Annotated in this window: 24 protein-coding genes; 17 read left to right on the top strand and 7 right to left on the bottom strand. The window is 70.9% G+C overall.

Annotated features, from left to right (window positions below; genetic code table 11):
* Positions 1 to 12: 12 nt before the first annotated feature.
* The 3 genes from ACIQ9G_RS14145 to ACIQ9G_RS14135 form a co-directional block, all read right to left on the bottom strand.
* Positions 13 to 579 carry a hypothetical protein gene (locus tag ACIQ9G_RS14145; RefSeq protein ID WP_403608696.1) on the bottom strand — a complete coding sequence of 189 codons (567 nt, stop codon included), beginning with the start codon at positions 577 to 579 and terminating at the stop codon, positions 13 to 15.
* Positions 580 to 675: 96 nt separating this feature from the next.
* Entirely contained in the window at positions 676 to 1734 is a 1059-nt protein-coding gene (locus tag ACIQ9G_RS14140; RefSeq protein ID WP_403608839.1) for a hypothetical protein, read from the bottom strand.
* Positions 1735 to 1736: 2 nt separating this feature from the next.
* Positions 1737 to 2390 (bottom strand): hypothetical protein, encoded by a 654-nt coding sequence (locus ACIQ9G_RS14135; RefSeq protein ID WP_403608695.1) that lies wholly within the window; start codon positions 2388 to 2390, stop codon positions 1737 to 1739.
* Between the two features lie 332 nt (positions 2391 to 2722).
* On the opposite strand from ACIQ9G_RS14135, the gene ACIQ9G_RS14130 reads away from it, so the two are divergent.
* The 4 genes from ACIQ9G_RS14130 (at position 2723) to ACIQ9G_RS14115 (ending at position 8974) form a co-directional block, all read left to right on the top strand.
* Entirely contained in the window at positions 2723 to 5692 is a 2970-nt protein-coding gene (locus tag ACIQ9G_RS14130) for a BTAD domain-containing putative transcriptional regulator (protein WP_403608694.1), read from the top strand.
* A gap of 494 nt (positions 5693 to 6186) precedes the next feature.
* Positions 6187 to 6870, top strand: coding sequence for a prepilin peptidase (locus tag ACIQ9G_RS14125; protein ID WP_403608838.1), 684 nt, complete (start codon positions 6187 to 6189; stop codon positions 6868 to 6870).
* A 276-nt stretch (positions 6871 to 7146) separates the two neighbouring features.
* Positions 7147 to 8361 carry a cyclic dehypoxanthinyl futalosine synthase gene (mqnC, locus tag ACIQ9G_RS14120; RefSeq protein WP_403608693.1) on the top strand — a complete coding sequence of 405 codons (1215 nt, stop codon included), beginning with the start codon at positions 7147 to 7149 and terminating at the stop codon, positions 8359 to 8361.
* Between the two features lie 7 nt (positions 8362 to 8368).
* Positions 8369 to 8974 (top strand): hypothetical protein, encoded by a 606-nt coding sequence (locus ACIQ9G_RS14115; protein ID WP_403608692.1) that lies wholly within the window; start codon positions 8369 to 8371, stop codon positions 8972 to 8974.
* Positions 8975 to 8985: 11 nt separating this feature from the next.
* On the opposite strand, the gene ACIQ9G_RS14110 is transcribed toward ACIQ9G_RS14115, so the two are convergent.
* On the bottom strand, positions 8986 to 10029 hold the full coding sequence (locus tag ACIQ9G_RS14110) for a chitinase (protein ID WP_403608691.1): 1044 nt from the start codon (positions 10027 to 10029) through the stop codon (positions 8986 to 8988).
* Between the two features lie 306 nt (positions 10030 to 10335).
* On the opposite strand from ACIQ9G_RS14110, the gene ACIQ9G_RS14105 reads away from it, so the two are divergent.
* The gene (locus ACIQ9G_RS14105) at positions 10336 to 11031 is read left to right on the top strand and encodes a demethylmenaquinone methyltransferase (protein WP_403608690.1); all 696 of its coding nucleotides are present in this window, start codon (positions 10336 to 10338) and stop codon (positions 11029 to 11031) included.
* A gap of 109 nt (positions 11032 to 11140) precedes the next feature.
* Here the strand turns inward: ACIQ9G_RS14105 and ACIQ9G_RS14100 are convergent, their stop codons facing one another.
* The gene (locus tag ACIQ9G_RS14100; RefSeq protein ID WP_392190631.1) at positions 11141 to 11455 is read right to left on the bottom strand and encodes a PASTA domain-containing protein; all 315 of its coding nucleotides are present in this window, start codon (positions 11453 to 11455) and stop codon (positions 11141 to 11143) included.
* Between the two features lie 128 nt (positions 11456 to 11583).
* On the bottom strand, positions 11584 to 12090 hold the full coding sequence (locus ACIQ9G_RS14095; protein WP_403608689.1) for a GNAT family N-acetyltransferase: 507 nt from the start codon (positions 12088 to 12090) through the stop codon (positions 11584 to 11586).
* A 48-nt stretch (positions 12091 to 12138) separates the two neighbouring features.
* On the opposite strand from ACIQ9G_RS14095, the gene ACIQ9G_RS14090 reads away from it, so the two are divergent.
* Positions 12139 to 13473, top strand: coding sequence for a geranylgeranyl reductase family protein (locus ACIQ9G_RS14090; protein WP_403608688.1), 1335 nt, complete (start codon positions 12139 to 12141; stop codon positions 13471 to 13473).
* Positions 13474 to 13772: 299 nt separating this feature from the next.
* Here ACIQ9G_RS14090 and ACIQ9G_RS14085 read toward each other — a convergent pair whose 3' ends face one another.
* Positions 13773 to 14576, bottom strand: a complete 804-nt coding sequence (locus tag ACIQ9G_RS14085; RefSeq protein WP_403608687.1) for a C40 family peptidase — start codon at positions 14574 to 14576, stop codon at positions 13773 to 13775.
* 1071 nt (positions 14577 to 15647) lie between these two features.
* Here ACIQ9G_RS14085 and ACIQ9G_RS14080 point away from each other — a divergent pair.
* Genes ACIQ9G_RS14080 through nuoK form a run of 11 tightly spaced genes read left to right on the top strand, consistent with a single transcriptional unit; the run spans position 15648 to position 26545 of the window.
* A complete protein-coding gene (locus ACIQ9G_RS14080; protein WP_007383963.1) occupies positions 15648 to 16007 on the top strand; it encodes an NADH-quinone oxidoreductase subunit A in 360 nt (119 codons plus the stop codon).
* 15 nt (positions 16008 to 16022) lie between these two features.
* The gene (locus tag ACIQ9G_RS14075) at positions 16023 to 16577 is read left to right on the top strand and encodes an NADH-quinone oxidoreductase subunit B family protein (protein WP_003998928.1); all 555 of its coding nucleotides are present in this window, start codon (positions 16023 to 16025) and stop codon (positions 16575 to 16577) included.
* On the top strand, positions 16574 to 17332 hold the full coding sequence (locus ACIQ9G_RS14070; RefSeq protein ID WP_403608686.1) for an NADH-quinone oxidoreductase subunit C: 759 nt from the start codon (positions 16574 to 16576) through the stop codon (positions 17330 to 17332). The genes ACIQ9G_RS14075 and ACIQ9G_RS14070 overlap by 4 nt, the downstream gene beginning before the upstream one ends.
* Positions 17329 to 18651 carry an NADH-quinone oxidoreductase subunit D gene (locus tag ACIQ9G_RS14065; protein WP_403608685.1) on the top strand — a complete coding sequence of 441 codons (1323 nt, stop codon included), beginning with the start codon at positions 17329 to 17331 and terminating at the stop codon, positions 18649 to 18651. The genes ACIQ9G_RS14070 and ACIQ9G_RS14065 overlap by 4 nt, the downstream gene beginning before the upstream one ends.
* The gene (nuoE, locus tag ACIQ9G_RS14060) at positions 18648 to 19520 is read left to right on the top strand and encodes an NADH-quinone oxidoreductase subunit NuoE (protein WP_403608684.1); all 873 of its coding nucleotides are present in this window, start codon (positions 18648 to 18650) and stop codon (positions 19518 to 19520) included. The genes ACIQ9G_RS14065 and nuoE overlap by 4 nt, the downstream gene beginning before the upstream one ends.
* Entirely contained in the window at positions 19517 to 20902 is a 1386-nt protein-coding gene (nuoF, locus tag ACIQ9G_RS14055; RefSeq protein ID WP_403608683.1) for an NADH-quinone oxidoreductase subunit NuoF, read from the top strand. The genes nuoE and nuoF overlap by 4 nt, the downstream gene beginning before the upstream one ends.
* Complete coding sequence (locus ACIQ9G_RS14050) at positions 20899 to 23427, top strand: NADH-quinone oxidoreductase subunit G (protein ID WP_403608682.1); 2529 nt, start codon at positions 20899 to 20901, stop codon at positions 23425 to 23427. The genes nuoF and ACIQ9G_RS14050 overlap by 4 nt, the downstream gene beginning before the upstream one ends.
* Entirely contained in the window at positions 23424 to 24788 is a 1365-nt protein-coding gene (gene nuoH / locus ACIQ9G_RS14045) for an NADH-quinone oxidoreductase subunit NuoH (protein ID WP_403608681.1), read from the top strand. Before ACIQ9G_RS14050 ends, nuoH begins: the two co-directional genes overlap by 4 nt.
* A complete protein-coding gene (nuoI, locus tag ACIQ9G_RS14040) occupies positions 24781 to 25410 on the top strand; it encodes an NADH-quinone oxidoreductase subunit NuoI (RefSeq protein ID WP_403608680.1) in 630 nt (209 codons plus the stop codon). The genes nuoH and nuoI overlap by 8 nt, the downstream gene beginning before the upstream one ends.
* A complete protein-coding gene (locus tag ACIQ9G_RS14035) occupies positions 25407 to 26249 on the top strand; it encodes an NADH-quinone oxidoreductase subunit J (RefSeq protein ID WP_403608679.1) in 843 nt (280 codons plus the stop codon). The genes nuoI and ACIQ9G_RS14035 overlap by 4 nt, the downstream gene beginning before the upstream one ends.
* Positions 26246 to 26545: an NADH-quinone oxidoreductase subunit NuoK gene (nuoK, locus tag ACIQ9G_RS14030; RefSeq protein WP_392190643.1), complete on the top strand. Its 300-nt coding sequence runs from the start codon at positions 26246 to 26248 to the stop codon at positions 26543 to 26545. Before ACIQ9G_RS14035 ends, nuoK begins: the two co-directional genes overlap by 4 nt.
* The last annotated feature ends 4 nt before the right edge of the window (positions 26546 to 26549 follow it).

The raw sequence follows: 26549 nt of genomic DNA, 5'->3' as shown, positions 1-26549 counted from the left end.
CCTGGGCCGCAGTCACGTCCCGTCGACTTTGCTGACCGCGGCGGTCCAGTCGGCCGCGTTGACGAGGGAAGGTCCGTCGATGTCGGGGCCACCGGCGACGTAGGAGAGCCAGCGCAGTTCGTCGCAGGCGAAGAAGGACTCACCCCAGGAGTCCACCCAGATACGCGCTTCACGCTCGCCCGAGCGCGTCAGGTCCCACCAGGCCCAACCACGGAACTCCGACTCCGGATCGAACTGGTAGAGCCACTCCTGCAGGTCCCACGACGCACGTCCGGACGCTACGGCACCGCGATCCGCGCCTTCTCCCAGGGGTTCGGGCGCCGTCGTCGAGTCGCCCCGGCGGGACGCGACGAACCACGCCGGGAGTCCGTCGACGGGAAGGTCTCCTCCCTCGTACGACTGCGAGAGCGCCAGCCGCAGCGCAGGCGCCAGGACCGAGCGCAACCGCGCGTCGAACTCCGCGACGGGACGGGTGGTCCGTACGTCGAAGGCGGACAGAACAGGCGGTGCCCCCTCGGACGGAGGGCGGTGGGACAGGCGGAGCAACTCCTGCTCGATGTCCGCGATCTCGTGCATCATCAGGGGGCGCGCCCTTCCTTCACGGCCGTCCGCGCCGCCGTGCGGTCTTCACCGCCGCGATCGGGCGCCCACGGGTGTTCGCCGCCGTCGGCCGCCTCAGCGGTTGATCGACTGGATTTCCTGGACGTTCATGTCCTGGGTCGTCTCGAACGTGCCGTCGGGGAGGTCGCCGTCACTGCCGTCGCTGCCCTGCCAGGTGATCTGCCAGGTGATGGACGCCTTCAGTTGGTACGGCCGGCCGTCCGTCGCGCGGAGGTACGTGACGCCGCACGGCGGTGTCTTCTCCGCGTCGCCCTGCTTGTACGGCGTGCCGATCGAGCCGTCCTTGTTGATCGTGCAGTCGCCCGAGGCGGGGTAGGTGGTGGCGTCGTCCGTGCCCGGTTCGAGGTGGAGGGCGACGGGCTTGGCCGTCGTCTCGGCCCAGAGGTTCGTGTGCGGCAGTTCGGCGCGGACCTTGATGTCGCGGAAGGTGCCCTTGTCCAGCCAGACCCAGGTCGGGAGATTCACCGTGGACCTGGTCTCCGGCTTCAGTTCGATCTCGGTGTCGGGGACCTTCACCTGGTTGTACGCGTACTCGGCGAGCATCCTGGGTGTGGGGGCGTGAGGGATCCTGGGTACCTCGCCGGCGTCCTGCCAGAACATGATCCTGCCGCAGTCCCAGGACTGTGGGTCACCGGCGTCCGGCGCGACGCTGCGCCAGAAGTAGCCGTCCTTGCCGATGTTGTAGTGCTTGTAGCCCACGGCGGTGCTGGACGCGTCGTCGAAGTTGTTCTCCGGCTTGCCGTCCCGGTAGTGGTCCGTCCACAGCCCCTTGCCGAACCAGGACTCGTGGATGCCCACGTCGCCGTTGCCGTCCGTGCGGTCGACGAAGCCCTTCAGCTCTTCACCGGTGAAGACGGGCTCGTACCAGCAGGCCGGGGGTTTCCAGTTGACGTCCACGGAGGAGAGGTTGCCGCGCTTGCCCCCGGTGGGGCCGCTGACCTGGCGGACCTTGATACGGGAGTAGGTGGCGGAGGCGTAGATGTCCTTGCCGTGGCTGCCGCTTTGTGTCCCGGTGTTGGTCCCTCCTCCGCCGACCGCTCCGGCCGGGGCAGCGAGGAGGAGAGCGAGGGCCAGAGACGTGATCGTTACTGGTAGCGCGTGCCGTGACCTCATGGTCAACAGCCGCCCCTCTTGCCGCGGGTGGACACGTTCTGCCAGACGCCGTCGGAGTTTTTGGCCAGGGTGACGGTGTAGAACACCTTCGGATCCGTCCCTGCCGGATTCCCCTGGACCTCCTTCGTCGCGCGGTTCCGGGTGTACGCCTTGCTCTCGTCGGTGCAGTACGTCACCACGGCCCGCGACTTCTTGTCACCGAGGAGGGTGGGCTTGGGGTCGTAGGCCGGCAGTTTGCCGAAGACGGTGAGGTTCTTGCTCGTGTAGGTCCTGATCCATTGGCGGTCCTGCGAGAGGCCGGACGGGGTGTCGTAGAAGGCGAGCGCGCCTCCACCGTCTGCCTCGTTGCCGATTATTGCTGCGTATCCGGCCCGCAGTTGTTCCTTGGCGTCGTTGAGGACGGCTTGCTCGACGGCGTCACCGCTCGTCCAGTCCTCGAAAGTCAGTTGGAACTCGCTCGGCAGCTTGATCTCAGGTCGCTTGACCCCCGACGTCTGCGAGGGAGAGCCGGAAGCCGACGGGCTCCCCGCCCCCGTGTCCGCCCCCTTGATGTCGTCCGGCTTTGCGTTGCCGCTTCCGCCGCAGGCGGTGAGCAGGAGGGTGGCTGTCGCGGTGAGTGCGACGGCGGCGGTGGTGGGCAGGGCGCGGCGGGCCACGGTTGGTCTCCCCCGGGTTCGGCTGTTCGGCAGGTGTTGCAGGAGAGAACGAAGCTATCAGGGCTCTGTGGGCGGTACTTGAGCGGTCACCACAGATTGTGTGGGGAATGTGAGGAGTGTGACGTGGCGGTCGCGAACGGCGCGCTTCGGGCACGGTCGCCGGGTGGTGTGGCTCGGTGAGGACAACTCGCGCGTAGGGGGCGGACGGTGAGGAAGGGGAGGCCGGGGCGGTTGCCGTCCCCTTCAGGCCCCCGTCGCCGCTCATAAGATCTCTGTAGGCTCAGCACACCCCCGTGTCCCACGCCCTCTCCACACGACCCAGGACTCCCGCCATGGCGCGACGCAGTACTTCAAGTCCGACCGGAAGCCCGACGGGCCCGAGGAACCGGACGCCGCAGCCGGTGCGGGTGCGGCGGCGCACGTTCGGGGATGTCGTGAAGGCTTTCCTCGCCTTCGTGGCCCTGCTCGTGCTGGTCGTCGGAGTGCCGGGTGCGCTCGCCGTACTCGTCGGGTGGCCGCTGCCGCACGGGGCGCCCAGCCTGGACTGGCTGCAGCAGGAGATCACCGTCACGACCTTCCTGCACATCCTCACCGTCGTGGTCTGGCTCGCCTGGGCGCAGTTCACGGCGTGCGTGCTGGTCGAGGTGAAGGCCGCACTGTCCGGCGTCGGCGTGCCGGGTCGGGTGCCGGGCGCCGGGCCGAGTCAGCTGCTCGCGCGGCAGCTGGTCGCCGCGCTGCTGCTCGTCGGCGCCACGGCCGCGAGCCTCACCCCGGGCCTGTCGCAGCTGGGGCACAGCATGGAGGGGAACCAGAAGGGCACGGTCGCCGCGGCCCAGCAACTGCCGGGCGGGCTGTTCGCGCAGCAGCAGGAGCAGGCCGCGAGCACGGCCGCCGCCGTGGCCGAGCAGGCCTCCCATGCCGCCGCCCACGCGGACACCGGCGCCGCCAAGCAGGGGGACACCAAGTACTACCGGATCCAGCCTCCCGAGGGCCGGCACCACGACTCCCTCTGGGAGATCGCCCAGCGCCACCTCGGCGACGGACGCCGGTACAAGGAGATCTACGAGCTCAACAAGGACCGTGTCCAGCCGGACGGTTCCCGGCTCTCCGAGGCCAGCCTCATCCGGCCCGGCTGGATCATGGAGATGCCCGCGGACGCGCACGGCGGCGAACTCGTCGAGCTGCCCGCCCCGTCGGGCCAGGTCTCCGAGCAGGAGCAGCGGCAGATCCACGACTACGCCAGGACCGGCGACCACGCCCGGGGCGGCGGTGCGCAGGCCCAGGGCGGCGGCCACGCGCAGGAAGGCGCCCACGCGCAGGGCGGCGGTGCCGACCGGGCCTCCGTGCCCGCCCAGCGCCCCGCCTCCGACGCCGTGCACGCCCAGCACGCCACCGGCTCGGAGTCCGGCGGCCACTCCTTCGGCCTGCCCGAATCCCTCCTCGGCGCCCCGCTCCTCGCCGCCGGCCTCCTCGGCGCCCTCGGCCGCCGGCGCCGGCAGGCACTGTGGCAGTCGGCGTTCGGCGCCGTCGGCGGGCGGCGCGGCATGGAACCGCCGATGCCGACCGGGGACGCGCTGGACGTGCAGGACGCCCTGCTGGTGGGCGCCGACCCCGAGGGCGTACGCCTCCTCGACCGCTCGCTGCGCGCCCTCGCCGCGGCCCTCGCCGCCGAGTCCCGGCCGCTCCCCGTCGTCTACGCCGCCTGGCTCACCGGCGGCGACCTGCACCTGCAACTGGCCCAGCCGTCCGGGAAGCCGCCCGCGCCGTGGCAGACCGGGCAGGACGAGACGTTCTGGATGCTGGCGCGCACCGACGCCGAGCGGTACGAGGACGTCGACACCGCCGCCCCGTACCCCGGCCTCGTCAGCCTCGGCACCATGGACGACTCGCGGCTGCTGCTCAACCTGGAGGCGGTGCCCGGCATCGTCTCGCTGAGCGGCCGCGAGGCCGACCGCGCCGCCGTCTTCGCCTCCGTCGCCGCCGAACTCGCCACCAACGGCTGGTCCGACCGCATGACCATCACGCTCGTCGGGTTCGGTCAGGACCTCACCCCGCTCGCCCCCAACCGGCTCCGCCACCTCGACGGCATCGAGGCGCTCCTGGAGACCATGGAGGCCGAGACGCGACAGCGGCGCGGGGCGCTCGGCACCGCCGGGCACGACTCGGTGCTCACCGGGCGCACCGGCCCGGCCCAGCACACCCGTTGGGCCCCACATTTGGTGCTGCTCGCCGCCCAGCCCTCCGCCGAGGACGCCCGCAGGCTCGCCGAACTCGCCGCCGACGCGAGCCGGTTGGGCATCGGGTATCTCGTCGGCGCCGAATCCGGTGAACTTCCCGGCGCTGCCTGGGAGATGGAGATCACCAGCGAGGGCAGGCTGCTCGCCCCACTCCTGGGTCTCGAACTCGACGCCCAGCGCCTGCCGTTGGCCCAGCAGCAGGCGGTCGTCGAACTGTTCGTCGAGGCCGACCCGGAGAGCGGCCCCGACGGGCCGACGACCACCCCGCCGTTCCTCGTCGACATCAGCGAGCAGGGGCGGCCCGCGGTGTACGCGCGGCTGGTGGGCCCGTACGAGATCATCGGCCTCGACAGCCCGGACGGTGAGCGCAGCGCGCTGCTGCACGAGGCGCTGGCCCTGCTGCTCCTGCACCGGGAGGGTGTGCACCCGCGGGTGCTGTCCTCGGCGCTGTGGCCGCGCGGCGTCACCGACGACGTACGGGAGGCGCTCCTGGAGCGGCTGCGCGCCTGGCTCGGCAACGACCCCGACGGCGGTCCCCGGCTGCGGACCGACGGCGCCGGGCGGCTCACGCTCGACAAGTCCATCGTCTCCGACCTGGACGTGCTGCGGTCGCTGTACCACGAGGCCACGCAGGGCAAGGGCGTCGACAGCCGGGTCGTCCGCGGGCGGCTCCTGACCGACGCGCTGGTACTGGTCCGCGGTCCACTGCTCGCCGACCGGCCCGAGGGCCGCTACCGCTGGCTCACCCACGAGATCGTCGACGCCCAACTCCCGCTGCTCGTCGCGGACATCGGGCTCGCCCTGTCCGACTTCCACCTGGAGAAGGAGCGCGCGGAGAAGGCCATCGAGGCGCTGAACGCCGCGCTGCGCACCGCCCCCGCCGACGAGCGCCTGTGGCACGAGCTGCTGCGCGCCACCCACGCCACCGGCGACACCGACCGCCTCCGGGCCGTCGCCGCCGACCTCGCCGGCCGCAGCGGCGCCCGCGGCCTGCCACCACGCACCGAGGCGCTGCTGGACGAACTCCTGCCGACCTGGCGCGACGACGCCGCCGCAGTGGGATGAACGACCTGCTGCCGCTGGCCGGCGCCGCCGCGCTGTGGGGTGCGGCGGCGGGCGCGCTGCTGCCCCGGGCCGCGTACCGCTTCTCCGTGCCGGCGGGGGAGCCCTGGCGCGCGCACTGCCCCGCCGGGCACCCGCTCCGCGGCTGGCTGGGCCCGGCCCGATGCGCCGGCTGCGCCACCGACCCCGACTCCGGGCCCGTGGAGCGGCCTGCGGGTACGGCGGGGGCGGCGGACACCGCTGCCTCCGGCTCCCGGGACGCCGGTACGGCGATACGCGCGGACGTGGAACCGTCCGTGCGCCGCGACGCCGATGCGCCCGAGCACCGTGACCCCGACGCGCCCGAGCGTCATGACGCCGATGCGCCCGAGCCCGGTGACATCGATGCGCCCGCGCCGCGCGACGCCGATGCGCCCGGGCGCGGGGACGTGGAGAGGGCCGAGCCCACCACTGGTCCGGCCACCCCCGAGGACGCCGACAGAGCCGTACAGGCGGACCTGACCCAGGCTCCGGACCCGGCTCCGACCCCGGCCAGGGACGCGGACATGGCCAGGGACATGGCTAGGGACAGGGCCAGGGACAGGGACACGGCCACGGTTCCGGGCCCGATCCCGGACGTGCGTCCCGCCCCCGGCCCCCGAGCACCCCGCACGTTCCCGACGGCCGTCGTCACCGCGGTCGTGTGTGCCGTGCTCGCCGCCGCCACCGGCGCCCGGCCCGAGATCGCAGTATGGCTGCTGCTCGCGCCCGTCGGGGTGCTGCTCGCGCTCGTCGATCTCCGGGTGCGGCGGCTGCCCGACGTGCTGACGCTGCCGCTCGCGGGCGCCGCACTCGCGCTGCTGGGCCTCGTCGCCCTGGTGCCCGAGCACGCGGGGCACTGGCCGACCGCCCTGTACGGCACCCTCGCGCTCGGCGGCGGCTACTTCGTGCTGTTCCTCGTCAACCCGTCGGGCATGGGGTTCGGCGACGTGAAGCTGGCGCTCGGCGCGGGCGCCGTGCTCGGCTGGTACGGCTGGCCCACGGTGATGCTGGGCACCTTCGCCGGGTTCCTGCTCGGGGCGCTGTACGGCGGTGCGCTCGTCGTCACCCGTCGGGCGGGGCGCAAGTCGGCCATCGCGTTCGGGCCGTTCCTGATCGCGGGCGCGTTCGTCGGGCTGCTGATCGGCGCGTACGCGGCCTGACCGGTAGCCCGTAGGCGGATTGACCGGTAGCCGGTGCGGGGCCTGGCCGGTAGCCGGGGCAGGGTCTGACAGGCAGCCCGTACGCGGCAGACGCACCGCGCACTCCCGGCCTTCCCGGCAGCGCCTGCGCAGCCTGGTCGGTGGTGCCTGCGCGGCCCGGTCATCGGTGCGGGCCCAGCCCGGTCGGTGGCGCGGGAGCAGCCTGGGGCCCGGGGCGGGAAACGGCTGTCGTAGGCTGGTTCGGTCCGTCCGACCCCTTACGAAAGGGACGCTCCGGTGACCGAGAAGGCCGACCTCACGTCTGTTGATGTCACAGCCGTCCTCGACCGTGCCGCCGCGGGCGGACGGATCACTCCAGAGGAGGCGCTCGACCTCTACCGCCACGCTCCGCTGCACGCGCTCGGCGCCGCTGCCGACGCCGTGCGCCGCCGTCTGTACGCGGGCACCGAGCACATCGCGACGTACATCATCGAGCGCAACATCAACTACACGAACGTGTGCGTCACGGCGTGCAGGTTCTGCGCCTTCTACGCGGCCCCCAAGGACACCGAGAAGGGCTGGACGCGCGACCTCGACGACATCCTGCGCCGCTGCGCGGAGACCGTGGAGCTCGGCGGCACCCAGATCATGTTCCAGGGCGGCCACCACCCCGACTACGGCGTGGAGTACTACGAGCGGCACTTCCGCGCCATCAAGGAGGCCTTCCCGCAGCTGGTGATCCACTCGCTGGGCGCGTCCGAGGTCGAGCACATGGCGCGCATCTCCGGCGTGAGTGTCGAGGAGGCGATCACCCGGATCCACGAGGCGGGTCTCGACTCCTTCGCCGGCGCCGGCGCCGAGCTGCTGCCGGAGCGGCCGCGCAAGGCCATCGCCCCGCTGAAGGAGTCCGGCGAGCGCTGGCTGGAGATCATGGAGGCGGCGCACAGGCTGGGCGTGGAGTCCACCTCCACCATGCTGATGGGCACCGGCGAGACCAACGCCGAGCGCATCGAGCACCTGCGGATGATCCGGGACGTGCAGGACCGCACGGGCGGCTTCCGCGCCTTCATCCCGTACACCTACCAGCCCGAGAACAACCACCTGAAGGGCCGCACCCAGGCGACCCTCTTCGAGTACCTGCGGATGATCGCGATCGCCCGCCTGTTCCTCGACAACGTGCGGCACATCCAGGGCTCCTGGCTCACCACCGGCAAGGACGTCGGCCAGCTGACCCTGCACTACGGCGCCGACGACCTCGGCTCGATCATGCTGGAGGAGAACGTCGTCTCCTCCGCCGGCGCCAAGCACCGCTCCAACCGCCTGGAGATCATCGAGCTGATCCGCAGGGCGGGCCGCGTCCCGGCGCAGCGCTCGACGACGTACGAGCACCTCGTCGTCCACGACGACCCGGCGAACGACCCGGTCGACGACCGCGTGATGTCCCACATCTCCTCCACGGCGATCGCGGGCGGGACGGCACATCCCGAGCTGAAGCTGCTCACGTCCAACTAGGCGCGCCGTGCTGACGATTCACGCGGACTCCAGGGGCCGTGCGCTCGCGGTCGAGGGCGAGTGGATCGTCGCCGCGGCCTCCCTGGAGGAACTCGCCGTCACCCACGCGCACGCGCGAGTGCGCCGGTGGCCCGGCATCCTCACGCCCGGCCTCCTGAACCCCCACGGCACGGAGCTGCTGGAGGAGGCCTACCACCCGGATCCGCGCGAGGCCGACGAACTGGGCACCGAGCCGCTGACCGGGGACGCGCCGGCCGCGCTCGCCCTGGACGACGCGCGCTGGGGCGCGAGCGCCCGGCGCGGGGTGCAGCGGATGCTGGCGCACGGCACGGTGGCGGCGGCGTGCGCGCCCCTGGCCAACCGTGCGGTGCGGGACGCCGTGCGGCGCACCGGACTGGGGGTCGTGGGCCGCCTCGGGCGCCCCGCCGGGACCCCGTCCCTCGACCCGTACGCCTCCGGGCTCCCGGTGGAGTTCCAGCCCGAGCGCGCGCCTGGATCCGCCGCCCGGTTCGCGGTGTTCGACGTGCGGGACGAGGCGGAACTGGCCGCACGCGGAGCCGGTACGTGCGTGGCGACCGTCGTGGCCGGGCGCCTGGTGTACCGGCGCCGCTGAGCCCGGGGGACTCACCCGGCGAACGCCTCCGCGAACGCCCCCGGAGCCTGCCTCACCCCGCTGCAGTCGGTCGCCGCGTCGTCCCGCGACCCGTTCCCCTTCTCGCACTGCCGGTCCCGGAAGGCCGACCACATCGAGACCCAGGCGACCTCCTTCTCCCGCGCGAAGGAACGCACCTGGGCGGCGTCGGAGAGCGTGAAGGTCTCGCCCGCGACGTCGTTGACGCCGATCATCGAGGTGAGGGCCATGCCCCTCCAGGCGTCCGCGTCGGACAGGCCGAAGACCTTCTTCAGCTGGGTGTGGGCGGCCTTCGCCGCGGTGACGGCGTAGTCGCCCATGTCACCGTCGTACGACTCGCCGTAGTTCATCGTCATGATGTCGACGGTGGAGACCTGGACGTCGTAGGTGTTCGCGGACTCCAGCAGGGCCAGGCCGTCGGCGTCCAGACCGGACGGCATCACGGGGAGTGTGAAGGAGACCCTGAGGCCGGGACGCTCCCGCTGGAGCCGGGCGATCGCCCGCGAGCGCAGGGCGACGGAGGCGGAGTCGGTGAGTTCGTCGCCCTCGATGTCGAAGTCGGCCTGGGACGAGCCGGCCGCGTCCAGCGCCTCGCCGTACGCCGCGGCCAGTTCGGACACGCTGCCGCAGGCGGCCGCCAACTCCTTCCCGGAGGCCCCGCCGAAGGAGACGCGCACCGTGGCGCCCGACTCCTTCAGGCGCGCGATCCGGGACTTCACCGCGGTGTCGCCGAGCGCGTGGGCGCCGTCCCACTTCGGTGCGCAGGCGCCGCCGTCGGAGACGACGAAGGCGAGGTTGTACGTCGTCGGGGAGCCCGCGGAGTCGTTGCCGGACGCCGTGGTGGCGCTGACGTAGGGGGCGTAGGACGTATGGGAGGTCGACGCCGCCGCCGGGGACGGTGAGGCGCTGCCCTGCCGGGGTGCCGCGGAGGCCGCCGGCGCCGCGTCGGCCGTAGCGCCGGAACCCGAGGAGCACCCCGTGACGGCCAGGGCGCACAGGCAGGTGAACCCGGCCGCCGGCTTCAGGAGACTCCTCATCGCACGTGCACCAGCCCCTCGTGAGGTCCGTCCCGGGAGTGAGACGGAGCGGGATTCCGGACTGGGAATCTCTCACAGGCGGCCGGCGGCGGGAGCGGCTTTCCGGAGGGTTGGCCGAGGGACCGTGTTCGTCCGTACCGCCGGGAGGCCGGTGGGGGGTGCCCCGGCCATACCGCCGGAGGCCGGTCGAGGGCCCCCCGGCTGGAGGGCGGTCCGCCCCGGGCGGGAGGGCGGCCTGCTCCCGGTGGGAGGGTGCCCGGTGTGCCCGGCCCTCGGCGCCGTGGGGGCTGCTGCCACAATGGGCCCGTGACCCGCGCATCCCTGGAGAAGCAGCCGCACGAAGTCGCCTCGATGTTCGACGACGTGGCGGAACGGTACGACCTGACCAACGACGTGCTGTCCCTGGGACAGGACCGGCGCTGGCGCAAGGAGGTCGCCACAGCGGTCGACGCCCGCCCGGCGCAGAAGATCCTCGACCTCGCCGCAGGCACGGCCACCTCCTCGCTGCCCTTCACCCGCGCCGGCGCCTACGTCGTCCCCTGCGACTTCTCCCTCGGGATGCTCCAGGTCGGCAAGCGGCGCAACGCCTGGCTCCCGTTCACGGCGGGCGACGCGACGAGGCTGCCGTTCAAGGACGACACCTTCGACGCCGTCACCATCTCCTTCGGGCTGCGCAACGTGCAGGAGACGGACACGGCCCTGCGGGAGATGTACCGGGTGACCAAGCCGGGCGGCCGCGTGGTGATCTGCGAGTTCTCGCACCCGACCTGGGCGCCGTTCCGCACCGTCTACACCGAGTACCTGATGCGCGCCCTGCCCCCGGTGGCGCGTGCGGTGTCGTCGAACCCCGACGCGTACGTCTACCTCGCCGAGTCCATCCGCGCCTGGCCGAACCAGCCGGCGCTCGCCGAACGGCTGCGCGCGGCGGGCTGGTCGAAGGTCGCCTGGCGCAACCTCAGCGGCGGCATCGTGGCCCTGCACCGGGGCTTCAAGGAGAGCTGAGCTCTTCCAGTCCCACGGGGCTCACGCGGCTCACGAGCCCGGGTCCCACGGCCCTCGGGCGCCGGAACCGACCCCGACGGGGTGTGAACCGACCGCCGATCAGGGCGTGTCAGAGCCCGACGACCGCGAACGGATCGTCGGGTTCCCCGGCCTCGCGCCGGATCCCTCCGCTCGGCGGACGCGGTACGCGCGGCTCGCGCACGCCCGCGCCCCCGCCGCCCTCGCCCTCGGCGAGGTCGAACCAGACGGTCACCACCGCACCGCGCGGCACCTCGACGCCCGGCTGCGGGTACTGCCGTACGACGTAGTCGACCACGGTGCGGTGGAAGTCGGGCCGGTCCGGCGCGGTGAGCAGGACGCCCCGCGCGTGGGCCGTCTCGCGCGCGTCCACGGCCATGAGTCCGACCAGGCGCGGTACGCGCACTTCGGGTGTATTGGGCGTTATGTACACAGACGTCACCCCCAGCGGTACTGGAAGGGTAACTCCCGCAGTGCACCGGCCGGAAGCGCTCGGTACCTTTCCGTGACAATCGACTACGGAGAGTCACTCCGTCACAGGTCGAGGCGGTAACAGTGCCCCTTCCGCCGCGACACGGGCGTCAGGAACGTCTCGCCGAGGCTCATGCCCAGCCGCTGCGTCACCGCGATCGAACGTGCGTTGCGGGCGTCGACCATCGCGACCACGTCCGGCACGCCCGCCGTTCTCAGCCGCTCCAGCGTCATGTGCGCGGCCGTCGTGACGTACCCCTTGCCCCAGTGCTCCCGTCCCAGCCGCCAGCCGATCTCTATCTCGCCCTTCGGCCCCCACTCGTGCGGCCACGGCTGGGCTCCCGTGAATCCGATCACCTGGCCCGACTCGTCGAGCATGGTCCACAGGCAGAAGCCGCGCTCGGCGTCGTGCCGCCGCTGCCGTGCGGTGAGTTCCTCGTAGACCGACAGTGCCGCGGACTTGCCGCCGTGGAACTCCATGACGTCCGGGTCGTCGAAGATCCGGTGCCAGGCGACGGCGTCCTCGTCGGTGGGGACGCGGAGCCGTACGACGGGGAGAGGTCGGTTCACGGGGGCAGCCCTTCAGCCGGGTGATCAATTGTCCTGCATAGACTGCCCATGTCCAGTGCCGGTCGGCACGCAGATTTCGAACCTTGGGGAGATCCCGCCGTGACCGAGCCCCTCTCCGACAACACCGCCGATGTGATCGTCGTGGGCGCGGGGCCAGCCGGCTCCACCACCGCGTACCACCTGGCCCGGTCCGGACTCGACGTACTCCTGCTGGAGAAGACCGAGTTCCCCCGGGAGAAGGTCTGCGGCGACGGACTCACCCCGCGCGCCGTCAAGCAGCTCGTGGCCATGGGCATCGACATCTCCGAGGAGGCCGGCTGGCTGCGCAACAAGGGTCTGCGCATCATCGGCGGCGGCAGCCGCCTCCAGCTGGACTGGCCGGATCTCGCCTCCTTCCCGGACTACGGACTCGTCCGCAAGCGCGACGACTTCGACGAGCAGCTCGCCCGTCAGGCCCAGAAGGCGGGCGCGCGCCTGTACGAGCGCTGCAACGTCTCGGGCCCGATCGTCGACGACCGCACCGGCCGCATCACCGGTGTCACCGCCAAGCTGGGCGAGGAGAAGCGCGAGGCCACCTTCCACGCCCCGCTCGTCGTCGCCGCCGACGGCAACTCCACCCGCCTGTCCCTGGCGATGGGCCTGCACCGCCGCGAGGACCGCCCCATGGGCGTCGCGGTCCGTACGTACTTCACCTCGCCGCGGCACGACGACGACTACCTGGAGTCCTGGCTGGAACTGTGGGACCGCCGCGGTCCCCAGGACCGCCTGCTGCCCGGCTACGGCTGGATCTTCGGCATGGGCGACGGCACCTCGAACGTCGGCCTGGGCGTCCTCAACACCTCCGACTCCTTCAAGGAGCTGGACTGGCGCGAGGTCCTGAAGGCCTGGTGCGCGTCGATGCCGGAGGACTGGGGCTACACCCCGGAGAACATGACCGGCCCGATCCGCGGCGCCGCGCTCCCCATGGCCTTCAACCGCCAGCCGCACTACACCAAGGGCCTGCTGCTCGTCGGCGACGCCGGCGGCCTGGTGAACCCCTTCAACGGCGAAGGCATCGCCTACGCCATGGAGTCCGGGCAGCTCGCCGCCGACGTCATCGTCCAGGCGCACTTCCGGGCCACCCCGGCCCAGCGCGAACTCGCCCTCCAGCGCTACCCGCGCGTCCTGAAGGACACCTACGGCGGCTACTACACGCTGGGCCGGGCGTTCGTGAAGCTCATCGGCAACGCGAAGGTCATGCAGATCGCCACCCAGCGCGGCCTGACCCACCCGGTGCTGATGAAGTTCACCCTCAAGCTGCTCGCCAACCTCACCGACCCGACGGGCGGCGACGCCATGGACCGCATCATCAACGGACTGAGCAAGGTGGCACCGAAGGCCTGAGCGACGGCCTGAGCGACGGCCTGAGCGACGGCCCCGGGGAAGGCCCCAGCGGGGGCCTCGGAGAGGGCCTGAGCGACGTCTGGAGGATGGTCCGGGGCGGGAACCTCCGGGAACACTCCCGGACCCTCCCGCGGCCCGGAAGGGGCGCACGCCGACGAGCGTGCGCCCCTTCGTCGTGCCTCTCCGCTGTGCGCGCCCGCGTCGCCGCGGGGCCCCGCGCCCGGCCGCGGCTCATGCCGGAAGGGCCGCAGCCCTCGAGCGGCTGCGGCCCTTCACTTCCTACGGCTGTGCGGCTGCTCTCAGAGCACCCGGACCGCGCCGGTCGGCGGGTCGTACGACAGCGGCTTCTCGACGACGCCGGAGGACGGGTTCTGCGCGCCGACGAACATGCCGTCGCCGACGTACAGCGCCACGTGGTAGGCGCTGCCGGAGCTGCCCCAGTAGAGGATGTCGCCCGGCTGCAGGTTGGACAGGGAGACCTGGGTACCCGCGGTGGACTGGTCCTGCGAGACACGCGGCAGGCTGATGCCGGCCTGCTTGAAGGCGGCCTGCATCAGGCTGGAGCAGTCCCAGGAGTTGGGGCCGGTGGCGCCCATGACGTAGGCGTCGCCGAGCTGCGCCTTGGCGAAGGCGATGACCGCGGCGGCCGAACCGGTCGCCGTGGAGGAGCTGGAGGTGCTCGCCGAGGCGGCGAGCGTCGTCCGCGGGGCGCTGCGCGTCGCGCGCTCGGCGGCGGCCTTGCGGGCGGCCGCCTCGGCCGCCTTCTTCTTGGCCTCCGCCACCTGCTTCGCCTCGGCGAGGTCCGCCTTGGCCTGCTTTGCGGCCTTCGCGGCGGCCGCGTCACGCTCGGCCCGCAGCTGGTAGTTCGCGGCGGCCTGCTGGGTGGCGTCCGCGGACTGGGCGACCTGGGCGGCCAGGTCGGCGGTGAGGGTGGGCAGTTCGACGGTCTGCGTCACGGGCTCGGCGGCGTTCGCCGACGAGGCCGACGCGCCGGCCACTGCCAGCGTGCCGAGGACACCGCCGGCAACTCCCGCCCGCATCGCGATTTTCGACGCGCTACGGCGGGGCTTCCGGTGGCTGCGTATGTGAGCGGTGTGGGACATGGGAATAACCGGTACCAGGGGCTCCTTCATATCTTCAAGAAACGTGTGGTGCGCCACATTTACTCAACGGGCCGCCCAAATCCCCTCCGCCTACGTCCTTATTGACGCCGTAACGGACAATACGGACGCGAGCGATCATGGCTTTGATCATGGTGTTTCGCTTTTACGCCCGAATTGCCCCGCGCCTACCATTGGTTGGGACCGTTGGCCAAGCCCGGTTCTCATGCTCCTCTCATGAGTGTGGCCGAGGTCACGGAACGGTCACCGCGGCGGGGGCGTCCCGCGAGGGGCTTCATCCAGCCGTCGGGCCGCCCCGGAACGACCTTCGACGGCCCGGTGGTCCACGCCGCACCGGAATGGCATGACATTCCGTCCGCTTTCATGGCGTCTGGCGCCGATTCGTCTTGTGTGGCTCTACATGCCGAGCCGCTGCCGCTGGGTGCGGCACCACCGCAGGGGGTTGACTCGCCGTAGCGGCGCGAACGCGGCACGTGCGTGCCCCGGTCGTCGCGGCGTGATCGGGGGCGATGGGTTGGCACGCCACGTGCCGACGCCGGGTCGGGGCCGCGTCGCCGTCATGTCTTCGCCGTCATGTCGCCGCCGTCTCGGCGCCGCCCCGAGGCGGGCGCTTGTTCGTGAAGGCACGAACGTGTCCACATCACGGGTCGCTTGTCCCCCTGATGTGTGAAAGGCGGCCTCATACCAAGGGCTTGACGCCCCGCGCCACTTTGCGCCGGACGCCGGGCATCTGATAGTGCGGGACCCCTCTCACCAGCGGAAACGAACAGAAATGTCACTGCTGGTGATCACAGATGAGCTTCGCGTGTGAAGATCACCGCTCATCCGACTTCATGATCGTTCGTCAGGTGGTGGAGATCACAAAGCTTGTGTAATACCCCGTGTCGCAGATCACAGACCGCCGGGCATAGGATGCGAGGCAGTTGGGCTTGTGACCTGCTTCACATGTTCCCGATCTTTGCCGGGACGGGCGGGGTTCGGGGGACGGGTGAGGCCGGTGTGAGTCCAGCGCAACCGCCAGCAGTCAGTGCCGACTGAGAGGAGCGAGGAGCGGTGAACGCGTATGCGCCCATCCTCGTACTGGGAGCCCTCGGGGCAGGCTTTGCGATCTTCTCCGTGGTCATGGCCACGCTGATCGGTCCGAAGCGGTACAACCGGGCCAAGCTCGAGGCCTACGAGTGCGGTATCGAGCCGACCCCCACGCCGGCCGGCGGCGGGCGCTTCCCCATCAAGTACTACCTGACGGCGATGCTCTTCATCGTCTTCGACATCGAGATCGTCTTCCTCTACCCGTGGGCCGTCACCTTCGACGCCCTGGGTGTTTTCGGGCTCGTGGAGATGCTGCTCTTCGTGCTCACCGTCTTCGTCGCGTACGCGTACGTATGGCGGCGCGGCGGCCTGGAATGGGACTGAGGGGCCTTTAAAGACATGGGACTCGAAGAAAAGCTGCCGAGCGGCTTCCTGCTGACCACCGTCGAGCAGGCCGCGGGCTGGGTGCGCAAGGCGTCGGTCTTCCCGGCCACCTTCGGCCTCGCCTGCTGCGCGATCGAGATGATGACCACCGGCGCCGGCCGCTACGACCTGGCGCGCTTCGGCATGGAGGTCTTCCGCGGTTCGCCCCGCCAGGCGGACCTGATGATCGTGGCCGGCCGGGTCAGCCAGAAGATGGCGCCGGTGCTGCGGCAGGTCTACGACCAGATGCCCAACCCCAAGTGGGTCATCTCCATGGGTGTCTGCGCCTCCTCGGGCGGCATGTTCAACAACTACGCGATCGTGCAGGGCGTCGACCACATCGTGCCCGTCGACATCTATCTGCCGGGCTGTCCGCCCCGGCCGGAGATGCTGATGGACGCGATCCTCAAGCTCCACCAGAAGATCCAGACCTCCAAGCTCGGCGTGAACGCCGAGGAGGCCGCCCGCGAGGCGGAGGAGGCGGCGCTCAAGGCCCTGCCCACGATCGAGATGAAGGGGCTGCTGAGGTGAGCGACGCACACGGCAACGGCGTGAACGGGTCGAACGGGGTCAACCCCGAGAAGGACCTGGCCGCCGACAACCTCCCCGGCCAGCGTGGCCAGGGCGGCGAGGAGATCCGCGTCCAGCGCGGCATGTTCGGCGCCAACAACGGCGGCGACACCTCCGGCTACGGCGGCCTCGTCCGCTCGGTCCGGCTGCCGGGGCCGGCGACCCGGCCCTACGGCGGCTGGTTCGACGAGGTCGCCGACGAACTCGAGGGCGCGCTGGAGGAGCAGGGACTCCTGCCCGGCAACGCGATCGAGAAGACGGTCGTCGACCGGGACGAGCTCACCTTCCACATCGAGCGCGAGCACCTGGTCCGCGTGGCCCGCACGCTGCGCGACGACCCGGCCCTGCGCTTCGAGCTGTGCACCGGCGTCAGCGGGGTCCATTACCCGCACGACAAGGGCCGCGAGCTGCACGCCGTCTACCACCTGCGCTCGATCACCCACAACCGGCTGATCCGCCTGGAGGTCAGCGCCCCCGGCGGCGACCCGCGCATCCCGTCGCTGGTCCCGGTCTATCCGACGAACGACTGGCACGAGCGCGAGACCTACGACTTCTTCGGGATCGTCTTCGACGGTCACCCGGCCCTGACCCGGATCATGATGCCGGACGACTGGCAGGGCCATCCGCAGCGCAAGGACTACCCGCTCGGCGGCATCCCCGTCGAGTACAAGGGCGCCCAGATCCCGGCTCCGGACCAGCGGAGGTCCTACTCGTGAGCACGCAGTCAGCATCGGCACGTGAGACCACCGAAGGCACCGTGTACACGGTCACCGGTGGCGACTGGGACGAGGTCGTCCAGTCCGCGGCCCGCGCCGACGACGAGCGCATCGTCGTCAACATGGGTCCCCAGCACCCGTCCACCCACGGGGTGCTGCGCCTGATCCTCGAGATCGAGGGCGAGACGGTCACCGAGGCCCGCTGCGGCATCGGCTACCTGCACACCGGCATCGAGAAGAACCTCGAGTACCGCACGTGGACGCAGGGCACCACCTTCGTCACGCGCATGGACTACCTGACGTCCTTCTTCAACGAGACCGCCTACTGCCTCGGCGTCGAGAAGCTCCTCGGCATCGAGGACCAGATCACCGAGCGGGCCAAGATCATCCGGGTGCTCCTGATGGAGCTGAACCGGCTGTCCTCCCACCTGGTGTGCATCGCCACCGGCGGCATGGAGCTCGGCGCCACCACGATCATGATCTACGGCTTCCGTGATCGTGAAATGATTCTCGACATCTACGAGCTCATCACGGGCCTGCGGATGAACCACGCGTACATCCGCCCCGGCGGACTCGCCCAGGACCTGCCGCCCGGCGCGGTGGACCAGATCCGCGAGTTCGTGAAGAAGATGAAGAAGAACCTTCCGGAGTACGACAAGCTCGCCACCGGGAACACCATCTTCAAGGCCCGTATGCAGGACATCGGCTACCTCGACCTGGCCGGCTGCATGGCCCTCGGCGCCACCGGCCCGATCCTGCGCTCCACCGGCCTGCCGCACGACCTGCGCAAGGCCCAGCCGTACTGCGACTACGAGACGTACGACTTCGAGATCCCGACCGCCGACACCTGCGACGCCTACGGCCGCTTCCTCGTCCGCCTGGAGGAGATGCGCCAGTCGCTCGGAATCGTCGAACAGTGCCTGGACCGGCTCCAGCCCGGCCCGGTCATGGTCGCCGACAAGAAGATCGCCTGGCCGGCCCAGCTCGCGCTGGGACCGGACGGACTGGGCAACTCCCTCGACCACATCAAGAAGATCATGGGCACCTCCATGGAGGCCCTGATCCACCACTTCAAGCTGGTCACCGAGGGATTCCGCGTACCGGCGGGACAGGCGTACGCGGCGGTCGAGTCGCCCAAGGGCGAGCTCGGTGTGCACGTCGTGTCCGACGGCGGCACCCGCCCCTACCGGGTCCACTTCCGCGACCCGTCCTTCACCAACCTGCAGGCCATGGCCGCGATGTGCGAAGGCGGCCAGGTCGCCGACGTCATCGTCGCCGTGGCGTCCATCGACCCCGTGATGGGAGGCGTCGACCGGTGACCACCTCTTCTTCCGAGCGGGGCGTCAGCCTGGGCATGCCCGAACTGCCCGCGCCCGGCTACCCGGACGACGTTCGAGCACGGCTCGAGGCCGACGCGCGCGAGATCATCGCCCGCTACCCGGACTCCCGGTCCGCGCTCCTTCCGCTGCTGCACCTGGTGCAGTCGGAGGAGGGGCACGTCACGCGCACCGGGATGCAGTTCTGCGCGGACGTGCTGGGCCTGACCACGGCCGAGGTCACCGCGGTCGCGACCTTCTACACCATGTACCGGCGCGGGCCGAGCGGCGACTACCAGGTGGGCGTCTGCACCAACACCCTCTGCGCGGTGATGGGCGGTGACGCGATCTTCGAGTCGCTCCAGGAGCACCTCGAGGTCGGCAACGGCGGGACGACCGAGGACGGCAAGGTCACCCTGGAGCACATCGAGTGCAACGCGGCCTGCGACTTCGCGCCGGTCGTGATGGTCAACTGGGAGTTCTTCGACAACCAGACCCCGGCGACCGCCCGGCGTCTCGTCGACGACCTCCGCGCGGGACGGCCGGTGACGCCGACGCGCGGGGCGCCCCTGTGCACCTTCAAGGAGACCGCCCGGATCCTGGCGGGCTTCCCCGACGAGCGGGAGGGGGCGACCGAGGCCGGCGGCAGCGCCGGACCCGCCTCGCTGGTGGGCCTCCGCCTGGCCAAGGGAGAGACCGCACCCGCGCGCGTGGTCCACCCGCGCGACGGCGGACCGCACGACGAGCCCCAGGACCGGGCCGTGCACGAGCCGTCGCCGAAGGAGCACCTCAGCTCCCACGACGCGCCGCAGGACACCTCGGCCTCCGACCCGTCCCACCCCGCAGGGCCTACCGCAGAGGAGGGGGAGTGATGACCGTGGCCACCGAAGGTGGGGGCAGCTCCCGCCCGAGCAAGTTTGAGGGCGGGGGGGAGTCCAGCCCCGAGAAGCTGCTCGCACCCGTGCTGTCGGCCTTCTGGGACGAGGACAGGTCCTGGTCGCTGGACGTGTACCGAAGGCACGAGGGGTACGAGGGACTCCGCAAGGCACTCGCCATGTCACCGGACGACGTCATCGCGTACGTCAAGGAATCCGGTCTGCGTGGACGCGGCGGGGCCGGCTTCCCGACCGGAATGAAGTGGCAGTTCATTCCGCAGGGTGATGGAAAACCGCACTATCTAGTTGTCAACGCCGACGAGTCGGAGCCCGGGACCTGCAAGGACATCCCGCTCCTCTTCGCGAACCCGCACAGCCTCATCGAGGGCATCGTCATCGCGTGTTACGCCATCAGGTCGTCGCATGCCTTCATCTATCTGCGGGGTGAAGTCGTCCCCGTACTGCGGCGGTTGCACGCGGCCGTGCGCGAGGCCCACGCGGCGGGCTACCTCGGCGAGAACATCCTGGGCAGCGGACTCGACCTCGAACTCACCGTGCACGCGGGCGCGGGCGCGTACATCTGCGGTGAGGAGACCGCGCTGCTGGACTCGCTCGAAGGCCGCCGTGGTCAACCGCGGCTTCGTCCCCCCTTCCCTGCCGTCGCGGGCCTCTATGCCTGCCCGACTGTGGTGAATAACGTCGAGTCGATCGCGTCAGTTCCCGCGATCCTGAAAAACGGCAAGGACTGGTTCAGGTCGATGGGCAGCGAGAAGTCCCCGGGCTTCACGCTCTACTCGCTCAGCGGCCACGTCGTCAGCCCCGGCCAGTACGAGGCCCCGCTCGGCATCACGCTGCGCCAGCTGCTCGACATGAGCGGGGGCATGCGCCCCGGGCACCGCCTGAAGTTCTGGACGCCGGGCGGCTCCTCGACGCCGATGTTCACCGACGAGCACCTCGACGTCCCCCTCGACTACGAAGGAGTGGGCGCCGCGGGTTCCATGCTCGGCACCAAGGCCCTGCAGTGCTTCGACGAGACCACCTGCGTCGTGCGCGCCGTGACCCGCTGGACCGAGTTCTACGCCCACGAGTCCTGCGGCAAGTGCACACCCTGCCGCGAAGGCACGTACTGGCTCGTCCAGTTGCTGCGCGACATCGAGGCGGGCAAGGGCGCCATGTCCGACCTCGACAAGCTCGCCGACATCGCGGACAACATCAACGGCAAGGCCTTCTGCGCCCTCGGCGACGGCGCCGCCTCGCCGATCTTCTCCTCGCTCAAGTACTTCCGCGAGGAGTACGAGCAGCACATCACGGGCCGGGGCTGCCCCTTCGACCCGGCAAAGTCGACGGCCTGGGCCGACCGCCCGGAGGTGAACGCATGACCGTACAGCAGGCTGACAGCGGCTCCGCCGCGGGCCGGCGCTCAACGGGAGGGGGAGAGGCGGCGGTCCCGCCGGAGGACCTCGTCACGCTGACGATCGACGGTATCGAGATCAGCGTGCCCAAGGGCACCCTGGTCATCCGCGCCGCCGAGCAGCTCGGTATCGAGATCCCCCGCTTCTGCGACCATCCCCTCCTCGACCCGGCCGGCGCCTGCCGCCAGTGCATCGTCGAGGTCGAGGGCCAGCGCAAGCCCATGGCGTCCTGCACGATCACGTGTACGGACGGGATGGTGGTGAAGACTCAGCTCACCTCGCCGGCCGCCGAGAAGGCGCAGCACGGTGTGATGGAGCTGCTCCTCATCAACCATCCGCTGGACTGCCCGGTCTGCGACAAGGGCGGCGAGTGCCCGCTGCAGAACCAGGCCATGTCGCACGGCAACGCCGAGTCCCGCTTCGAGGGCCGCAAGCGGACGTACGAGAAGCCCGTCCCGATCTCCACGCAGGTGCTGCTCGACCGCGAGCGGTGCGTGCTGTGCGCCCGGTGCACCCGCTTCTCCAACCAGATCGCGGGCGACCCGATGATCGAGCTGCTGGAGCGGGGCGCGCTGCAGCAGGTCGGCATCGGTGAGGGCGACCCGTTCGAGTCGTACTTCTCCGGCAACACCATTCAGATCTGCCCGGTCGGCGCGCTCACCTCGGCGGCGTACCGCTTCCGCTCCCGCCCCTTCGACCTCGTCTCCTCGCCCTCGGTCTGCGAGCACTGCTCGGGCGGCTGCGCGACTCGCACCGACCACCGGCGCGGCAAGGTCATGCGGCGGCTCGCCGAGAACGACCCCGAGGTCAACGAGGAGTGGATCTGCGACAAGGGACGGTTCGCGTTCCGGTACGCGCAGATGAAGGACCGGCTCCAGACGCCGCTGGTGCGCAACGCCGAGGGCGTCCTGGAACCCGCGTCCTGGCCGGAGGCCCTGCAGATCGCCGCGCAGGGGCTGCTCGCCTCGCGCGGCCGCACCGGTGTCCTCACCGGTGGCCGGCTCACCGTCGAGGACGCCTACGCCTACAGCAAGTTCGCGCGCGTGGCACTCGACACCAACGACATCGACTTCCGCGCGCGCGTGCACAGCGGTGAGGAGGCCGACTTCCTGGCCGCCCGGGTCGCCGGACGCGGCCGGGACGTCGACGGTACGGGCGTCACGTACACCTCGCTGGAGAAGGCGCCCGCCGTCCTGCTCGTCGGCTTCGAGTCCGAGGAGGAGGCGCCCGGCGTCTTCCTGCGGCTGCGCAAGGCCTGGCGCGGGCACGGGCAGCAGGTGTTCGCACTCGCCACGCACGCGACCCGGGGTCTGGAGAAGGCGGGCGGCACCCTGCTGCCGGCCGCGCCCGGCACCGAGACCGAGTGGCTGGACGCGCTCGCGAGCGGCGTCGGCCTCGAGGACGGCGGCGCGCAGGCCGCTCAGGCGCTGCGCGGCGAGGGCGCGGTGATCGTCGTCGGTGAGCGGCTGGCCGGTGTGGCGGGCGGTCTGACCGCCGCGGTACGGGCCGCGTCCGCGACCGGCGCCCACCTGGTGTGGATCCCGCGCCGGGCGGGCGAGCGCGGCGCCGTCGAGGCGGGCGCGCTGCCCTCGCTGCTGCCGGGCGGACGGCCCGCGACCGACCCGCGCGCGCGGGAGGAGGTCGCCGCCGTGTGGGGCGTCGCCGACCTGCCGCACCGCTACGGCCGCGACACCGGCCAGATCGTCGAGGCCGCCGCGCGGGGCGAACTGCAGGCGCTGCTCGTGGCCGGGGTGGAGATCGCCGATCTGCCCGATCCGGCACGCGCGCGTGAGGCACTCGCCGAGGCCGGCTTCCTGGTGTCGCTGGAGCTGCGGCCCAGCGAGGTCACCGAACACGCCGACGTCGTCCTGCCGGTCGCCGCCGTCGCCGAGAAGGCCGGCACGTTCCTCAACTGGGAGGGCCGGGTGCGCCCCTTCGAGGCCGCGCTCAAGCCCGACCAGATGGCCCGCCGGCTGTCGCCCTCCGACGCGCGCGTACTGCAGATGCTGGCCGACGCCATGGACGTCCACCTGGGTCTGCCGGACCTGCGTACCGCGCACACGGAACTGGACCGGCTCGGTGCCTGGGACGGCCCGCGTGCCACGGACCCGCTGGAGACGTCGGGCGTGCTGCCGCGGCCCGCCGCCGGGGAGGCCGTGCTCGCCGGGCACCGGCTGCTCCTCGACCGCGGGGTCCTCCAGGAGGGCGACGAGGCACTCGCCGGGACGCGGCACGCGGCACACGCGCGCGTGTCGGCCGCCACGGCCGCCGAGGCGGGCGTCGACGACGGCGGCCTCATCGCCGTGACCGGCCCCGCCGGGACGGTCGAACTCGCGCTGCACATCACCGAGATGCCCGACCGGGTGGTCTGGCTCCCGCTGAACTCCGTCGGCGGGGGCGTCGCCTCCGGCACCGGCGCACTGCCCGGCTCCCTCGTCCGCATCGGACCGGCGACCGTCGCCGGCGAGGCCCCCAAGGAGGTGGAGGCATGAGCCCGTACCTCGCCGCTGAAAACCTCTCGATGTTCGGCACCGACCCGTGGTGGCTGGTCGTCATCAAGGCGGTGTTCTGCTTCGCCTTCCTGATGATCACGGTGCTGTTCTCCATCGTCTGGGAGCGCAAGGTCGTCGCCTGGATGCAGCTGCGCATCGGCCCCAACCGGCACGGCCCCTGGGGCATGCTCCAGTCGCTCGCCGACGGCGTGAAGCTGATGCTCAAGGAGGACCTCGTCGTCAAGCGCGCGGACAAGGCGGTGTACGTCCTCGCGCCGATCGTCGCGGCCATCCCGGCCTTCATGGCGATCGCGGTGATCCCCTTCGGGCCCGCGGACAACGAGATCTCGATCTTCGGGCACCGCACCGCGATGCAGCTGACCGACCTGCCGATCGCGATGCTCTACATCCTCGCGGTCGCCTCGGTCGGCATCTACGGCATCGTGCTGGCGGGCTGGAGTTCCGGATCCACGTACCCGCTGCTGGGCGGCCTGCGCTCCTGCGCGCAGATGATCTCGTACGAGATCGCCATGGGCGCCGCGTTCGCCTCGGTGTTCCTGTACTCGGGGTCGATGTCGACGTCGACGATCGTCCAGCAGCAGCACGACCGCTGGTACATCCTGCTGCTGCCGGTCTCCTTCATCCTCTACATCGTCACCATGGTCGGCGAGACCAACCGCGCCCCCTTCGACATGCCGGAGTCCGAGGGCGACCTGGTCGGCGGCTTCAACACCGAGTACTCGTCGATCAAGTTCGCGATGTTCATGCTCGCCGAGTACGTCAACATGGTGACCGTCTCGGCCGTGTCGACCACGCTCTTCCTGGGCGGCTGGCGGGCACCCTGGCCGATCAGCACCTTCTGGGCGGGCGCCAACCACGGCTGGTGGCCGCTGCTCTGGTTCGTGATCAAGGTCCAGCTGCTGCTGTTCTTCTTCATCTGGCTGCGCGGCACGCTCCCGCGGGTCCGCTACGACCAGCTGATGAAGCTCGGCTGGAAGGTCCTCATCCCGGTCTCCGTGACCTGGCTGATGCTCGTTGCGACCGTGCGGACCCTGCGCAACGAGCACTACGACTTCGCCGACGTCGCGCTCTACGTCGGCGGAGGCGTCCTGGCCCTGCTGCTCCTGTCCTTCGTCGCCGACATGTTCCGCGAGAAGGCGAAGAAGGCCGAGCCGCCCGCCGAGGAACCGGCCGCCTTCGACCCGATGGCCGGCGGGTTCCCCGTACCGCCGCTGCCGGGACAGGACCTTCCGTCGGTGCCGCGCCGGCGTCCGCGCCGCGAGCGGGAGCTGATTGTCAGTGGTGGGCCCGATACTGAGAGTGACGGAACTCTGGATGGAAAGGAGGCGTCCGATGGCTGAGGAGCCCAAGGAGACCAAGCCCGGTTTCCTGAACCCCGTGGCCGGCTTCGGCGTGACCTTCAAGGCCATGTTCAAGAAGCGGCTGACCGAGCAGTACCCGGAGCAGAAGAAGACCACGGCTCCGCGCTTCCACGGACGGCACCAGCTCAACCGCCATCCGGACGGCCTGGAGAAGTGCGTCGGCTGCGAGCTGTGCGCCTGGGCCTGCCCCGCCGACGCCATCTATGTCGAGGGCGCCGACAACACCGACGAGGAGCGCTACTCGCCGGGCGAGCGGTACGGCCGCGTCTACCAGATCAACTACGCCCGCTGCATCCTGTGCGGCCTGTGCATCGAGGCGTGCCCCACGCGCGCGTTGACGATGACGAACGAGTTCGAGCTGGCCGACTCCAGCCGGGCCAACCTCATCTACACCAAGGAGCAACTGCTCGCCGGCCTCGAAGAGGGCATGGTCGACACGCCCCACGCGATCTTCCCGGGGATGGACGAGCAGGACTACTACCGCGGCCTGGTCACGGAGGCGGCGCCCGGCACGGTGCGCCAGGTCGCCGTCTCCAAGGGGGAGCAGCCTCACATGGCGGGCCCCTCGGGCGCCGCGCAGGAACAGGGGGCCGACGCATGAGCCCGCAGCTCGCCGCCTACACCACCTCCACGGGCGAGGCCTTCCAGTTCTGGGTCCTCGGCACCGTGGCGGTGATCGGCGCCCTGTGCACCGTCTTCATGAAGAGGGCCGTCCACAGCGCACTCTGCCTGGCCGGCACCATGATCGTCCTGGCGGTGTTCTACCTCGCCAACGGCGCCTACTTCCTGGGCGTCGTGCAGATCGTCGTCTACACCGGCGCGATCATGATGCTCTTCCTGTTCGTGGTGATGCTCGTCGGCGTCACGGCCGCGGACTCCCTCAAGGAGACCATCAAGGGCCAGCGCTGGCTGGCCCTTCTCTGCGGGCTCGGCTTCGGGGTCCTGCTGCTGGGCGGGATCGCCAACGCCTCCCTCAAGGAGTTCGACGGCATCGGCAGGGCGAACGCCGGCGGCAACGTGGAGGGCCTGGCGGCCCTCATCTTCACCAAGTACGTCTTCGCCTTCGAGATCACCGGCGCCCTGCTGATCACGGCCGCGGTCGGCGCCATGGTGCTCACCCACCGCGAGCGCACCGAGCGGGCCCGGACTCAGCGCGAGCTGTCCGAGCAGCGCGTCCGCGACGGCAAGCACGTACCGCCGCTGCCGGCGCCCGGTGTGTACGCACGGCACAACGCGGTGGACATCGCGGGCCTGCTGCCCGACGGCACCCCGTCCGAGCTCACGGTCAGCAAGACGTTGCGCGAGCGCGGCCAGATCCGTGACGTGTCGGCCGCGGCGCTCAACGACCTGCGGGCCCTGGAGCAGCGCGCCGAGGAGCGCCTGGAGCGGACCGAGATCGAGCCGGCGACGTTCAAGCGGCCCGAGGAGGCGTCGAAGTGAACCCGGTCAACTACCTCTATCTCGCCGCCCTGCTGTTCACGATCGGCGCCACCGGCGTGCTGATCCGGCGCAACGCCATCGTGATCTTCATGTGCATCGAGCTGATGCTGAACGCCTGCAACCTCGCGTTCGTCGTCTTCTCCCGGATGCACGGCAACCTCGACGGCCAGATCATCGCCTTCTTCACGATGGTCGTCGCCGCCGCGGAGGTCGTGGTCGGGCTCGCGATCATCGTGTCGCTGTTCCGTTCCCGCCACTCGGCCTCGGTCGACGACGCCAGCCTGATGAAGCTGTAAGGGG

This window comes from Streptomyces sp. NPDC096152, from assembly GCF_044763235.1.
GTDB lineage: Bacteria > Actinomycetota > Actinomycetes > Streptomycetales > Streptomycetaceae > Streptomyces.
Note: the sequence above shows the minus strand (reverse complement) of the source record. Positions and strands in the feature narration are given on the sequence as shown.

What these genes read in the sequence shown, in the direction of transcription:
- ACIQ9G_RS14110 (WP_403608691.1), bottom strand. Translation starts at nt 10,029, where the DNA reads ATGAGGAGTCTCCTGAAGCCGGCGGCCGGGTTCACCTGCCTGTGCGCC.
- ACIQ9G_RS14090 (WP_403608688.1), top strand. Translation starts at nt 12,139, where the DNA reads ATGTCCAGTGCCGGTCGGCACGCAGATTTCGAACCTTGGGGAGATCCC.
- ACIQ9G_RS14075 (WP_003998928.1), top strand. Translation starts at nt 16,023, where the DNA reads ATGGGACTCGAAGAAAAGCTGCCGAGCGGCTTCCTGCTGACCACCGTC.
- ACIQ9G_RS14050 (WP_403608682.1), top strand. Translation starts at nt 20,899, where the DNA reads ATGACCGTACAGCAGGCTGACAGCGGCTCCGCCGCGGGCCGGCGCTCA.
- ACIQ9G_RS14130 (WP_403608694.1), top strand. Translation starts at nt 2,723, where the DNA reads ATGGCGCGACGCAGTACTTCAAGTCCGACCGGAAGCCCGACGGGCCCG.
- nuoH (WP_403608681.1), top strand. Translation starts at nt 23,424, where the DNA reads ATGAGCCCGTACCTCGCCGCTGAAAACCTCTCGATGTTCGGCACCGAC.
- ACIQ9G_RS14145 (WP_403608696.1), bottom strand. Translation starts at nt 579, where the DNA reads ATGATGCACGAGATCGCGGACATCGAGCAGGAGTTGCTCCGCCTGTCC.
- nuoI (WP_403608680.1), top strand. Translation starts at nt 24,781, where the DNA reads ATGGCTGAGGAGCCCAAGGAGACCAAGCCCGGTTTCCTGAACCCCGTG.
- ACIQ9G_RS14140 (WP_403608839.1), bottom strand. Translation starts at nt 1,734, where the DNA reads ATGAGGTCACGGCACGCGCTACCAGTAACGATCACGTCTCTGGCCCTC.
- ACIQ9G_RS14035 (WP_403608679.1), top strand. Translation starts at nt 25,407, where the DNA reads ATGAGCCCGCAGCTCGCCGCCTACACCACCTCCACGGGCGAGGCCTTC.
- ACIQ9G_RS14085 (WP_403608687.1), bottom strand. Translation starts at nt 14,576, where the DNA reads ATGTCCCACACCGCTCACATACGCAGCCACCGGAAGCCCCGCCGTAGC.